Below are 13,740 nucleotides of genomic sequence, written 5' to 3'. Positions count from 1 at the left end.
GCAGGCGCAACAGCGCCCCACAACCACGATGTGCAGGCGTTTTTTTACGCCCACCATTTCGTGCAATGGCGGCTGTGCGTGGGAGACCTTCGGGTCTGCCGGGTTCCTGTATCTCCGGTTTATCAGCCTGCGCACAGCTGCCACCCATTCGCCTGATAACGAACGTGGTAGCTCTCACTTGATATGGGAGTTTTACCGATGAGCGCTCCAAATCCGTCTGGCCTCACTACCCTCGGCGTTACCCCTTTTTCATTTCATTCCGACCAGCCTCTGTTCCGCGTTAACAGCGGGGTTTCCCTGAGCGAAGCGCTGTCTCACGTTTCCGATTTGCTGCATGTGGCCAAGCTGTTGGCGGAGGATGCGGCGATGATTCGGAATACGGACCGATACGCCTGGGCTTCGCACTATTTGCAGGAGATGAGCAAGGCGGTGATTGATGATGTGGTGAAGGTGTTGGAGTCGCCGGGCAATAATCTGTAGGTGTGTCAGGTTGTGAGTGTGTTGGCTGGGCCATCGCCATCGCGGGCAAGCCCGGCTCCCACATTTGTTCTTTGTTGTTTGTTTTAGAGTGTCTGGCTAGAAGCCGCCACACAAAAAACGCCCCGAACCATCACGGTCCGGGGCGTTTTTCGTTCAACCGCTTCGCTTAGTGCCCAGCACTCTGCCCACCGTCCACATGCAGAATTTCCCCGGTCACAAACCCAGCCGATTCCAGGTACACAATCGCCTGCGCAATATCCCGCGCTTCACCCATATGCCCCACCGGATGCAGGCTGCCCAACGCCGCATGCGTCTCTTCCCCATGCATCGGCGTCTTGATAATCCCAGGGCTCACCGCATTCACGCGAATCCCGCGCTTGGCGTATTCAATCGCCAGCGATTTGGTCGCCGAGTTCAGCCCGCCTTTGGTCAGCGAGGCCAGCACCGACGGCACGCCATCAATCGCGTGGTCCACCAAACTGGTGGTGATGTTGACGATGTGCCCGGCGCCCTGTTTCAGCATCTCGGTAATCGCCAGTTGGGTGATGTAGAAGAACCCGTTCAGGTTCACCGCCAACACGTTTACGTAGTCTTCGTGGGTGTAGCTGGTGAACGGTTTGGCGACGAAGATCCCGGCGTTGTTGATCAGGCTGTCGATGCGGCCAAAACGCGCTACGCCTTCGCGGATGACGCGCTCGGCGGTGGCCGGGTCGGCGATGTCGCCGGCCACGGTGAGGATGTCCGGATCCGTCGACGGTTTGATCGACCGGGAAGTGGCAACCACGCGGTAATCCAGCTCGCGGTAAGCCTTCACTGCAGCAGCGCCCAGGCCTTGGGATGCGCCGGTGATCACAACGACTTTTTTCGAATTGCTCATGATGAAACCTCTATAGGGAAAATGGGATGGTTCAAGCAGCCGCGGCGGACATTTCCCGCAGCATCTGTTCGTAGTAACTGACGGATTGCGACCCGGAGACCAGCTGGCGGCCATTGAGGACCATGGCCGGTACGGAGTTGATGCCGTGCTCGCGGTAGAACGCTTCCAGCTCGCGCACTTCATTGGCGTAGGCGGTAGAGCCCAGCACCCGTCGTGCGCCTTCAATTTCCAGCCCGGCCTCGGCGGCCAGACGCGCCAGGGTTTCGTGATCGCTGACGTTCTGGCCATCGCTGAAATACCCGCGCAACAGCGCCTTTTTCAGCTGGAGCTGGCGCCCTTGCTGCAACGCCCAAAACAGCAACCGATGGGCGTCGAAGGTGTTGTAGAAGTGGCTGCGCTTTTCCAGGTCGAAGGTGAAGCCGATGGCCGCGCCGCGCTCCATCAGCATCCTTTTGCCGCTGGCAACTTCCTCGGCGCTGCGCCCGTATTTGCGCATCATGTGGGCGACGGCGTTTTCGCCTTCGGCCGGCATGTCGGGGTTGAGTTCGAAGGGTTTGAAGGTCAGTTCAACCGTCACTTCACCCGCCAGGTTGTCGATGGCTTGTTCCAGCGCAGTGGCGCCGAGGGCGCACCACGGGCACACCACGTCGGAGATGAAGTCGATGGTGACGGGCGTGCTCATGACGGATTTTCCGCGAGCTGTTTGCGGTACTGGGTGGTGGTGATGCCGGCGTAGCCCCAGTTATCGGTGTCGACTTCTTCGATGACGATGTGGGTCAGGTCGGGGCGTTTGTTGAGGACGCGTTCGAGGGTTTCGGTGATTTCGGCAATGACCTTAGCTTTCTGCTCCGAGGTAACGCCGTCGCGGGTGATACGTACGCTGACAAATGGCATGACAAGGCTCCAGTGACTTGCCCATCGACATGGTGGGCAGGCAGTGAGGCCAATTTAAGAGGTTGCCTGAGGTGGATAAAGGTGGGGCGGAGTACTTCATTAGTGATGCTATGTAATCAATCGAGACGTCCGGCGCTGCGTTTTTTTTACTGCTCCCTGGAATAAACCCCCCTCCCCGCGCGTCTTGCCTACATGCTTAAGGCAGGCTGCAAACGCCTTGAGTGCTGGCCGATAACCCCTCACTTACGGACGTGCCCCACATGCTTAAATCCACAGTCAAAACCCTGTTGCTGCCTACACTGATGGCCGCCGCGATGCTCACCGGCCAGGCCTATGCCGCCACCCCGGCGCTATCGGACACCACCGTGGTGCTGGTGCACGGCGCCTTTGCCGATGGCTCCAGCTGGAACAAGGTGATTCCGTTGTTGCAGGCCAAAGGCTTGAAGGTGGTGGCGGTGCAAAACCCGCTGACGTCCCTGGCCGATGATGTGGCCGCCGCCCAGCGGGTGATTGATGCCCAAAGTGGGCGGGTGGTTCTGGTGGGCCATTCGTGGGCCGGCAGTGTGATCACACAGGGCGGCACCAGCGACAAGGTCAAGGCACTGGTTTATGTGGCCGCGTTCGCGCCGTCCGAGGGCCAGAGTTCTGCCGAGTCCGAGAAAGGCTACCCAACCCCGCCGGGTATCGAGACCATCAGTGCCGACGCTTCCGGCTACTTGTATTTGCCCGCCGCGTCCGTGGCGAAAAACTTCGCCCAGGACTTGCCTGCCGACCAGGCCAACCTGATTGCCGTGACCCAGGGGCCGATTCTGGGCAAGGCGTTCGACGATAAAATCACGGTCGCCGCCTGGAAAACCAAACCCAACTATTACATCGTCGCCGCCAAGGACCGCATGATCGACCCGGGCCTGGAGCAGGCCTACGCGAAGAAAATCAATGCCACCACCACCGTGGTGCAAACCAGCCATGTGCCGATGCTGTCGCAGCCGCAAAAGGTCGCAGATGTGATCATCGCAGCCGCCAGCAAGCGCTGATCGCAGGCATAAAAAAACCCCGAACCAGTCGGGGTTTTTTATCGCCTTGAATCAGGCGCGACGCCGAATCAATTAGAAAACGTTGATTGGGTAGTCGGCAAACAGGCGGATCTCGTTACCACCCACGTTGTAGTTGCTGGCGTTGTTGGAAACGCGCAACCACGACGCACGGGCACGCAGGCTCAGGTCTTTCGCCGGGCCGCTCTGTACTACGTATTTGAACTGGTTGAAGATTTCACGCTCGGTGCCACTGCCGCGGTTGGAACCGTCGTCAATGTTGGTGCCGCGCACGTAGGCGATGTTGTAGGTCAGGCCAGGCACGCCGAAGGCGCTGAAGTCCAGGCCGTAGCCTGCTTGCCAGGAGCGTTCGTCCTTGCCGTTGAAGTCAGACCAGTAGGAGTTGGCCAGCAGGATGGTGTTGCCACCGTCGCCGATGCCGCCTGCGTTGCGGTAGCCGCCGTACAGGTAACCGGTGTCACCGGTGCTGCGCTGGTGAGCCACGGTGAAGCTGTGCGGGCCAACGGCCCACGTGGCGCCCAGGCTCCAGATTTTGTTGTCGCGAGCGTCGGCGTCACCTTGGTTTTCCAGGGCGAAGCTACGGTCGAGCTTGGTCTTGTAGCCGTTGAAGTCGAAGGTCAACGATTGCTTCTCTGGCAGGGCCAGCACGTAGTTGACGTTGACGTATTGCTTCTTCAGCACGTCCTGCATGTTGGAAGCGTAGAGCGCTGCCGACAGGCTTTCGGTGAATTTGTAGCTACCGCCGATGTAGTCGATGCTTTTCAGCGCGCCACTGTCGGAACCCTCGGCGCTCTTGCGAGCTTCCTTGGTGAAGTGACCAGCGTCCAGCTGCAGGCCGGCGATTTCCTTGGAGACGATCGAGGTACCGGTATAGGTTTCGGACAACAGGCGGGAGTTGTCGTATTCCAGGACCGGCACGGCTGGCATCTGATCACCGTACTTGATCACGGTGTTGGAGATGCGTGCCTTGACGGCAGCGCCGCCCTTGGCCAGGTCGTTGGCTGCTTCGCCGCTGTCGCCTTGCTTGAAGAAGTCGATACCGCCAGCGCCGCTGCGACCTTTACCACCATCCAGGCGAATGGCGTATTGGCCGATCACGTCCACACCCACACCAACGGTGCCTTGGGTGAAACCGGATTCGAACTTGCCGATGAAGCCCTGGCCCCATTCGGCTTTGTCTTGCTTGCCGTTTTTGTAGTCGCGGCTGATGTACGCGTTGCGTGCCGCGATGTTCAGGTGGCTGTCTTCAACAAAACCCTTCGATTGGGATTGGTCGTCAGCCATTGCTTGCGTAGCGCTCAAAATCCCCAGAGCGATCAGCCCCATCCGTTGCTTCAACATTTTCTTATATTCCTTATTGCTGGTTGAGTACGCGCTGTGACACCAGGCTCCGTGTTGCTTTTCTGGTGTCGACTTTCCCAGATAAAAAAAGGCCCGCGGACGACGTGAAATGCCGCGGGCCTTTTTTTATTGGGGAAGTCATGGCGGTTAGCCACAGGCGTTGGGGCGAATCCTATCCGCGCCCTTTACTGTGTGTCAATTTCGTGAATCTTCTGTATTTAGGCTAAAAAAGTCTAAGAAACATTAAATAGCCATCATTGCGCAAGGCTCTATCAAGCGCTTCCTGGATCTGCACACCCCTGCAGGCCACACATTGGTGCACTCGATTGGGTGGGTTGAATCGAAATTGCGACTCTTTGTCTCAGCCACTCAACGAAGGCTTCTGGCTTGCCCAACCAGGGGCTGATATCGAGCAATTGCAGCTGCCCATTCTGCTCCAGGGCCAGCGTGGGGAAGCCCTGGCCGCCGACTTTTGCCAGCCATTGGCGGCTGTCATTGATGTGCGCTTGAGTTGCTGCGCCAAGGATTTCACTGAAAGCGGCGGTGAAGGCTTGGGGATCCAAACCGATGGATTCGGCCAGGGTCAGCAGCACGTCCTTATCGGCAATTCGGCGACCTTCGACGTAGTGCGCCGTTTGCAGACGCGCCAATAATTCCAGCCCGCGACCGGCGATTTTTTCTGCGGCCAGCACGGCGCTGATCGGCGGGGCTGAATCGAACACCGCACCGTGGTCCCGCAACAAACCTTCGAAATACGCTTCGCCAAACGGTTGCCGGGTGTACTCGGCGATGCGCCGGTCGTGGGGCATTACGTAGTCACGCAACTGCGGCGATACGGATTGGCGATTCGCGCCGGTCATCATGCCGCCGCCATGCAACTGGATCGGTAACACGCTCCGGGCGGCGCTCAGCAGCGGCTCGGCGCCGTAACACCAGCCGCACAGCGGGTCGTAAATGTAGTGAAGTGTGGCTGCCGACATGACGGGCTCCGATGGATATTGATGACCGGCAGATTAGTCTCACGCACAATTGGGAAAAACCCCGGATCGGCTTTCAGACTGTTTCGAGAATCGGTCGAATACCCTTGAAAAACATACGCCGTAACATTTTTCAGAAAGGTCCGCCCAGGAATAGATAACCTGCGCAAATAGTAAGCATTACCATTAACGCGCTTTTATTCTGCCAACCTTTTTGGATACACACCCCGATGCCTGCCCTTCGCCTGACGCCCATGACCCTTGGGCTCTCTGTCCTGCTGTCTGCCGGATTTACCTGCGCTGCCACTGTCCTGCCGGAAACCTCCGTGAGCGCCGAAGCTGACGAGGACGACCCGCGCGTCAAGGAAACCAGCACCGCCACCCGCACGGCCACACCCGTGCGTTATGTGCCCCAGGCCATCGACTCGGTAAAAACCGACAACCTGCGTTCCTACGGCACCAATGACCTGGGCCAGGCCTTGAGCGGTATACCCAACGTCAGCAGCGGCGCCGACACACGGTTCGACAGCCTGCGCATCCGCGGCTTCGACGCCAGCAACGACTTCTACCTGGACGGTGTTCGCGACGACAGCCAATACGTGCGCGACCTGCACAACATCGAACGCATCGAGGTGCTCAAGGGCCCGGCAGCCGTGTTGTACGGCCGCGGCGGCCAGGGCGGCATCGTCAACCGTGTGAGCAAGCTGCCCCAGGCCGGTCGCGCCTCCAGCATCGAGGCCCAGGGCGGCAGCAATGATTTGCGCAGCCTGTACGCCGACCTCAGCACCGACCCCACCGACACCATCAGCCTGCGCCTGAACATGGGCAACCAGGACAACAACAGTTTCCGCGACGGCGTCAGCGGCAATCGCCAACTGTTTGCACCGTCCATGAGCTGGCAACTGAGCCCCGACCTGAACTGGCTGGTGCAGTACGAATACAGCCGCTACAACCGCACGCCGGACCGGGGCATTCCCGGGGTCAATGGGCGGCCGGCGGATGTCAGCCGCGGCACCACTTATGGTGACAAGCGCGATTACATCGACGACACGTCCCAATCCCTGCGTTCGCGGCTTGCCTATGAGCTGAACGACAGTTGGCAACTGCGCCATACGTTGGGCGTGTTCACCCTGGACAGCGACTTCGATAACACTTATGCCGTCAGCTACGACCCAAAAACCGGCAAGGTCGGGCGCCAGCGCTGGCAGCAGGACTTGACCACCCGCAACATCCTCAACAACGTCGAACTGGAAGGCGGCTTCACCACCTTCGGCCTGGAGCATCGCTTGCTCACCGGAGTGGAATTGGGCAACCAGCGCCGTGACCCGAAACTCTATCGAGCGCCGCTCGCCGCTGTGCCGAGCGTGGATGTGTACAACCCCAACCCGGACCTGCGCCACTACGGTCGCCTGCCGGCATTCAGCAGCAGTCACACCGAAGCGCAAAGCCAGGGAGTGTATGTGCAGGACCAACTGCGCCTGAACGATCAATGGCAACTGCTCGCCGGTTTGCGCTATGACCGCTTTGATGTGGAGTCCACCAACAAACTGACCAACGCCTCGGAACAGGTCGTGAGCCACAGCACCAGCCCGCGCGTGGGCCTGGTCTGGACGCCGCTGGAACACCATTCGTTCTATGCCTCGTGGAGCAAGACGTTCTCGCCGACCGGCGGCGGCCTGATCGGCATCACGCCCAATGCCACGGGCAACGCCAACGACCTGAGCCCGGAGCTGACCAAACAGAAGGAAATCGGGGTCAAGAGCGACTGGCTCGACGACCGCCTGAGCACCACCCTGGCGGTGTATGAACTGGAGCTCTACAACCGCCGCACCCGCGACCCGCTGGACCCGACCATCACCCTGCTCAGCGGCGAGCAGCGTTCCCGTGGCGTGGAGTTGACCGCTACCGGCAAGATCGTCGGCAACTGGTACGTGCGCGGTGGCGTCGGCCTGCAGGACGCCACGGTGGTGAAAGACAACAATGGCTTTGAAGGCAAGCGCATCAGCGACGTGGCCAAGCGCAACGCGAGCCTGTTCGTCACCTGGAAACCGGAGATGGGCTGGTACGCGGAAACCGGGCTGACGCTGGTGGGTGAGCGCTATGCGGATAACGCCAACACGGTGGCGTTGCCGGGTTATGGGCGTTGGGACGCACTGGCCGGGTTCCGGCAGAAGGAATGGGATGTGCGGGCGGCGCTGAACAATATCAGCGACAAGACATACTACGCGTCAGCGACGAGTGCGGCGCAGATTCAGTTCGGCGACCCGCGCAGTCTGGTGGTGACCGGAACCTACAGTTTCTAACAGGCTTGCGTGGCGAGGGCGCTTGCTCCCGCTGGGGTGCGAAGCGCCCCCAAAATAGGCGACTGTGTTTTTTCAGATAGAACTCGATGATCTGTTTTGGGGCTGCTGCGCAGCCCAGCGGGAGCAAGCTCCCTCACCACAAGGTCCAGTGCAACATTGAAAACAACCGTCAGCCTTGCATCAATTCACACAACGCCTGCACCTCGTCCTCGCTGAACAGCCCCGCCGGGTACCGTTCGCTCATCACCCGGCGCGGGTCGGGCGTCCTGATCTGCCGCGAACCGTTTGCCTTCAACCAGAGCGCCAGCGCGTGGATCGCGTCACCGTTCACCCGCAAAGGGTGGAACGTGCGCGTGTACATCAGGTTGATATCGGCATTCATTTCAGCGCTCTCTCCGACGGCATGAGCGGCTAACTTACTCAAGGTTTATGACAGAACCGCTTAGTCATACACCGTGCTGTGTGTCGCAACAGCGATACAAGAGCTATGCCAATGTGCCCGGTTTGTCGGCACTTGCACACAAAAAAGCCCGCGAACCTGACGGGCCGCGGGCTTGCCGTGAGCTCGCAAAACATGGCGCACTCGAATGCCGGTAAACCCGGCACCAGGCTGTTACAACTGCACTCAGTTTTTGTGCGGGGCCGGCTGTTGCTGGGTCAGACAGTGGATGTTGCCGCCCCCCAGTAACAGTTCGCGGCCAGGCACCATCACCACTTCATGCTGCGGGAACAGGCTTTGCAGAATCTCCTTGGCGCGGCTGTCCAGCGGGTCGTCGAAGCTCGGCGCGATGATGCCGCCGTTGACGATCAGGAAGTTGACGTAGGAACCGGCCAACCGCACGGTGGGATTGCGCTCCTGGGTGCCGTCTACCGGGTCCACGCCTGCGCATTCTTCCTCGGTGGCGTACAGCGGCCCCGGGATCGGCATTTTATGCACTGTGAACGAGCGGCCCTGGGCGTCGGTGCTGCTTTGCAGTACGTCCATGGCGGCATGGCAGCGCGCATAGTTCGGGTCTTGCGGGTCGTCGGTCCAGGCCAGCAACACTTCGCCTGGGCGTACGTAGCAGCAGAAGTTATCCACATGCCCGTCGGTTTCGTCGTTGAACAGGCCATCCGGCAACCAGATGATCTTATCCACCGCCAGGTTGGCGCTGAGCACCGCTTCGATTTCCTCACGCTGCAGGTGCGGGTTGCGATTGCGGTTAAGCAGGCATTCTTCGGTGGTGATCAGGGTGCCTTCGCCGTCGACGTGGATCGAACCGCCTTCCAGCACAAATCCTTCGGTGCGATAACGCGGGCTGCGCTCGATCTCGAGGATCTTGCCGCCCACCTGGGAGTCGCGGTTCCACGGCGAGTACAAGCCGCCGTCAAAACCGCCCCAGGCGTTGAAGTCCCAGTTCACACCACGCACTTCACCGCTGTTGTTGATCACGAAGGTCGGCCCGGTATCGCGGACCCAGGCGTCGTCGCTGGACATTTCCACCAGGCGAATATTCGGCACGTCCAGGCGCGCCCGGGCGTTTTCGTACTGGCCGGCCGAGACCGCCACGGTCACCGGTTCAAAACGTGCAATGGCCTTGGCCACCGCCACATGGGCGGCCTGCGCCGGCTTGCCGCCCAGGCGCCAGTTGTCCGGGCGCTCGGGCCAGATCATCCAGGTCTGGGTCTGTGGCGCCCATTCGGCAGGCATGTAGAAGCCGTCGGCGCGGGGGGTGCTGTGCAAAGTGGTCATGGCGATTCAGGACTCCAGGGAACCGTCGAGGGTTTTAAGCGCACCATACAGGTTCGGACGGCGGTCGCGGAACGAACCCCAGGCGCTGCGAATGTGTTCAAGTTCATCGAGATCGAAGCGGTGCACCAGGATGCCTTCTTCGGTTTCGTTGAGTTCTTCTACTTTCTCGCCGAACTGATTGGCAATGAAGGATGAGCCGTAGAAGGTGATGTCGTAGCCGTCTTGCTCTTCGTTACCGATGCGGTTGCTGGCGATCAGCGGCATCAGGTTGGCACCGGCATGGCCTTGCTGTACCCGCTGCCAGTGGTCACGGGACGAAATTGTCTTGTCGTGGGGCTCGCTGCCGATGGCGGTCGGGTAGAACAGGATTTCCGCGCCTTGCAGCGCCATGCTGCGGGCGGCTTCCGGGAACCACTGGTCCCAGCAGATGCCCACGCCGATCTTCGCGTAGCGGGTGTTCCACACCTTGAAGCCGGTGTCGCCGGGGTTGAAGTAATACTTTTCATGGTAGCCCGGGCCGTCCGGGATGTGGCTTTTCCGATAAATCCCGAGGTTGGAGCCGTCAGCGTCGATGATCGCAATGCTGTTGAAACGCGCGCGGCCGGCCAGTTCATAGAAACTGATGGGCAACACCACCTGCAGTTCCCGGGCGACCTTCTGGAAGTGCTTGATCGCGACGTTATCTTCAACCGTGGTCGCCAGTTGCAGGTAGTCCGGGTTCGGCTTCTGGCAGAAGTACGGGGCCTCGAACAGTTCCTGGATCAGGATGATCTGCGCGCCCTTGGCGGCGGCCTCACGCACCAGCCTTTCAGCGGTTTCGAGATTGGCATCAAGGTCCCAGGAACAGGCCATCTGGGTCGCGGCAACGGTAACGATACGGCTCATGAATCATCTCCTCGGCGGCGGGCAAGTGGACGCCTTTATAGCGGATAAAAATCGGCTTTTGAAGCTAATAAATATCCCCTCATCGAAAAATGATCAAATTTTACCGATAACAATCGAGTTTATTGTTACAAGCCTTCCTCCAGAACCTTCGCCAGCATGTCGACGAAGAAATCCACACTGTGCCGTGAGGTGACCATCGGCGGCTTGATCTTGAGGATGTTCAGGTAGTCGCCGGTGGGCTGCATGAAGATCCCCAGCTCCCGCAGCCGGTCACACAGCAGCGCAGTCTCTTCGGTGGCCGGTTCCAGGGTCTGTCGATCGCGGACCAATTCCAGCCCCAGGTAAAACCCGGAACCATGCACTGCGCCCACCAATGGATACTGCTCGACCAGCGCCTCCAACCGCGCCTTGAAGTGTCCGCCCACCTCCTGGGCGTTTTCCCACAGCTTTTCTTCCTCCATCACATCCAGCACCGCCATGCCGATCCGGCAACTCACCGGGCTGCCTCCCGATGAGGAGAAGAAGTAACCCTCGGCCTCCAGCGCCTCGGCGATTTCCCGGCGGGTGATCACCGCGCCCAACGGCTGGCCATTGCCCATGCCCTTGGCCATGGTGATGATGTCCGGCACCACGCTCTGCTCTTCAAAGCCCCAGAAGAAATGCCCCATGCGGCCGTAACCCACCTGCACTTCGTCGGCGATGCACACGCCGCCCTGCTCACGAACCAGCGCGTACACCTGCTGCAAATATCCCGGCGGCAAAGAAATCCCGCCGGCATTGCCGTACACCGGCTCGCAAATGAAACCCGCCAGCTGGCGATTCTGCGCGGCGATTTTCGCCAGGTTGTGTTCCACGCTGCGTACGTAGTCGGGGGCGCTGTCCTGCCCGCGAAACTCGCCGCGATAGGTATTCGGCGCGGTCACCGGGTGCACCCAGTCCGGGCGGCTGCTCAAGGCCTGGGGGTTGTCGGCAATCGAGGTCGACACCGCATCCGCCGCCACCGACCAGCCGTGGTACGCCTCCAGCACGCTGAGCATGTCGCGCCCGCCGCTGTAGGCCCAGGCCAGGCGAATCGCCAGGTCGTTGGCCTCGGTGCCGCTGTTGACCAGAAACACCCGGTCCATGGAGTCCGGCGCCAGCGCCAGCAAACGCTCGGAGAATTCGGCAATCGCCGCATAGTGGAAGCGCGAGTTGGTGTTGAGCAGCGACCATTGCCGCGCCGCCACCTCGGCCATGCGCGGGTGACCGTGGCCGAGGACGGCGACGTTGTTGAGCATGTCGAGGTAGGAACGGCCCTGCATGTCGATCAGGTGGTTGCGCCAGCCGCGCTCGATGCGCGGCGGGTCGACGTAATAGTGCTTCTGCGAGCGGGCGAAGCTGGCGTCCCGGCGCGCCAGCAGGGCTTCGGGGTCCAGCTCCGGCTCGGCGTCGCAGGCCAGCCCCAGCAACGTGGCCGGGGATGGGCAGAGCGTTTGCCATGCCGCCGCCCGGGAAGGCGTGCAGAACAGCGGTGGCTCAAGCTCGGCGCGGCACAGTTGTACTGTCAGCGGCGCGACCACGTCGCCGATTACCTGGCCTTTTACCACTGCGGCGCCGTGCTTCAACAAGGCGTTCACGCCCCACAACCGAACACTCAACTGGGCGCTATGCAGGCTCAGCAGGCCGTCGGCGCCATGGCGCAAGGTGCCGGCGAACGGTGCTTCCACCGTGGCGCCCAAGGGCATGTGCAGTTCTACGTGAAGCGCGAAGGTGTCGGGCTCGACGGCACTGTCGGGTTGGGTGCGGGACAGACGGTATTGACCATAACGACTGGCTGCCAGGCCATGGACCACGGCCGCTTGTTCCAGCAATCGGCGATCAATGCCCTCCTGCTCCCAGTTACCGGCCTCGAAATGCGGGCTGAGCACGCCCAGATCGATCAACGCGAATTCACGCCCAACGAGCCCCGGCAACAAAGGCGCGAAGCCTTCACCGACAATCGGCGGCAATTCGGCACCGACGCAGTTCAGGATCGCCGCCTCCATCAATTCAAAGGGCACCGAGGTGGCTACGTGGAAAATTTCCCACTCATGCTCGGCATTCTTCAACAGGTACGCGTTATCCGGGTCCAGGCGTTGCTGCTGTTCACTGCTCAGCACCAACACCGCGGCCCGCGCGACGATCAGCGGCCATAGCACCTGCAACTCTTCGTGCTGCAACGGCGTGATCCGGTGGCACGCCTGGATCGCCGGCAGGATTGCGAACGGATCACCCTCGGCATGATGCAGCAGCGCCGCGCAGGTCACCGACAGGTCGGCAATGCGCCAGGTGCGCACCAGGTCGCCAAAATCGATCACGCCTTCAATCTGCCAATGCCGCTGGGCATCACGCTGCCAGACCACGTTGTCATCGGTGATGTCCATGTGCACGGCTTGCCAGGGCAGGCGGTCGGCCAACGGCAGCAGACGCTGCCCGACCTGCTCCACCACGCGCTCCAGCCCGGCCCGGTGCGGGAGGTTTTCGAGGGTCGACAGCAAATGAGTGATCAGCTCAAGGGCATGGCGTGGGTCCCATTGCAGGGTACGTTCCAGGCCCGGATGCTCGAAGTCGGCCAGCGCCTGGCTCATCCGCCCGCAGAGTTCGCCGAAGCCTGCGATCACCTCGCGCCCCAGATGGGGCAGATGGGTCAGCGGCTGGCCGTCGATGTAGTCCAGCAACCGCAGGTGCACGGTTTGCCCGGCGACGGTCTCGGTCAGCAGTTCTTCGCCAGCAAGCGACGAGATCACCTTGGGCACCCGTACATCCGAATGTTCCTGCAGATGCTTGAGGGCTGCGTGCTGGGCCTGCAACTCGACGGCGGCGTAGTCGCCCCGGCAGATTTTCAGCACAAAGCGGCCACGCTCGCTGTCGAGACGGTAGTTGAGGTCTTGCTGGCTGCCGAGGGACTGCAACGCCCCACCCAGGCCGTAATGCTGCTCAAGTAGCTGCGTCGCAGGCACAGGCCCGACTTGCGGGCATGGCAGGCTGGCGCGATGAATCAACGTGGCGAGCAACATGTGAAGACCCCTGGCTTTTTTATCAGGCGCTTATATCGCCATTGTTGACGGGGGTTACGCAACCCCCAGTCCCGCGCAGTGCCGTCAATCTGACTGTGGCCCCTTGCACCACCTGGCTCCACAACTCAAGCTATGCTCCATTCGCTTAATGTCTGTCTAAGGAA

Annotated in this window: 12 protein-coding genes; 3 read left to right on the top strand and 9 right to left on the bottom strand. The window is 60.8% G+C overall.

What is annotated here, in order from left to right; genetic code table 11:
- The first annotated feature begins 198 nt into the window (after positions 1–198).
- Complete coding sequence (locus tag HX824_RS00410; RefSeq protein ID WP_177054000.1) at positions 199–480, top strand: DUF3077 domain-containing protein; 282 nt, start codon at positions 199–201, stop codon at positions 478–480.
- Positions 481–646: 166 nt separating this feature from the next.
- On the opposite strand, the gene HX824_RS00405 is transcribed toward HX824_RS00410, so the two are convergent.
- The 3 genes from HX824_RS00405 to HX824_RS00395 are packed head-to-tail and all read right to left on the bottom strand — an operon-like array spanning position 647 to position 2,251.
- Entirely contained in the window at positions 647–1,357 is a 711-nt protein-coding gene (locus HX824_RS00405) for an SDR family NAD(P)-dependent oxidoreductase (RefSeq protein ID WP_003218108.1), read from the bottom strand.
- 31 nt (positions 1,358–1,388) lie between these two features.
- Complete coding sequence (locus HX824_RS00400) at positions 1,389–2,039, bottom strand: DsbA family oxidoreductase (RefSeq protein ID WP_177053999.1); 651 nt, start codon at positions 2,037–2,039, stop codon at positions 1,389–1,391.
- A complete protein-coding gene (locus tag HX824_RS00395) occupies positions 2,036–2,251 on the bottom strand; it encodes a 4-oxalocrotonate tautomerase family protein (protein WP_177053998.1) in 216 nt (71 codons plus the stop codon). The genes HX824_RS00400 and HX824_RS00395 overlap by 4 nt, the downstream gene beginning before the upstream one ends.
- Positions 2,252–2,511: 260 nt before the next feature.
- On the opposite strand from HX824_RS00395, the gene HX824_RS00390 reads away from it, so the two are divergent.
- Positions 2,512–3,285, top strand: a complete 774-nt coding sequence (locus HX824_RS00390; protein ID WP_177053997.1) for an alpha/beta fold hydrolase — start codon at positions 2,512–2,514, stop codon at positions 3,283–3,285.
- Positions 3,286–3,357: 72 nt separating this feature from the next.
- Here the strand turns inward: HX824_RS00390 and HX824_RS00385 are convergent, their stop codons facing one another.
- Positions 3,358–4,644: an OprD family porin gene (locus HX824_RS00385; RefSeq protein ID WP_003218115.1), complete on the bottom strand. Its 1,287-nt coding sequence runs from the start codon at positions 4,642–4,644 to the stop codon at positions 3,358–3,360.
- A gap of 272 nt (positions 4,645–4,916) precedes the next feature.
- Positions 4,917–5,624 carry a DsbA family protein gene (locus HX824_RS00380; protein WP_177053996.1) on the bottom strand — a complete coding sequence of 236 codons (708 nt, stop codon included), beginning with the start codon at positions 5,622–5,624 and terminating at the stop codon, positions 4,917–4,919.
- 227 nt (positions 5,625–5,851) lie between these two features.
- Between HX824_RS00380 and HX824_RS00375 the strand changes: the two genes are divergently transcribed.
- The gene (locus HX824_RS00375) at positions 5,852–7,924 is read left to right on the top strand and encodes a TonB-dependent siderophore receptor (RefSeq protein WP_102367901.1); all 2,073 of its coding nucleotides are present in this window, start codon (positions 5,852–5,854) and stop codon (positions 7,922–7,924) included.
- Positions 7,925–8,093: 169 nt separating this feature from the next.
- Here the strand turns inward: HX824_RS00375 and HX824_RS00370 are convergent, their stop codons facing one another.
- The 4 genes from HX824_RS00370 to HX824_RS00355 form a co-directional block, all read right to left on the bottom strand.
- Positions 8,094–8,306, bottom strand: a complete 213-nt coding sequence (locus tag HX824_RS00370; RefSeq protein ID WP_003213240.1) for a hypothetical protein — start codon at positions 8,304–8,306, stop codon at positions 8,094–8,096.
- A 243-nt stretch (positions 8,307–8,549) separates the two neighbouring features.
- A complete protein-coding gene (aguA, locus tag HX824_RS00365) occupies positions 8,550–9,656 on the bottom strand; it encodes an agmatine deiminase (protein ID WP_102604451.1) in 1,107 nt (368 codons plus the stop codon).
- Between the two features lie 6 nt (positions 9,657–9,662).
- Entirely contained in the window at positions 9,663–10,541 is an 879-nt protein-coding gene (gene aguB, locus HX824_RS00360) for an N-carbamoylputrescine amidase (protein ID WP_008435737.1), read from the bottom strand.
- Between the two features lie 125 nt (positions 10,542–10,666).
- Positions 10,667–13,576, bottom strand: coding sequence for an aminotransferase (locus HX824_RS00355; RefSeq protein ID WP_177053995.1), 2,910 nt, complete (start codon positions 13,574–13,576; stop codon positions 10,667–10,669).
- Between the last annotated feature and the right edge of the window lie 164 nt (positions 13,577–13,740).

This window comes from Pseudomonas sp. D4002 (assembly GCF_013385665.1).
Lineage (GTDB): Bacteria > Pseudomonadota > Gammaproteobacteria > Pseudomonadales > Pseudomonadaceae > Aquipseudomonas.
Note: the sequence above shows the minus strand (reverse complement) of the source record. Positions and strands in the feature narration are given on the sequence as shown.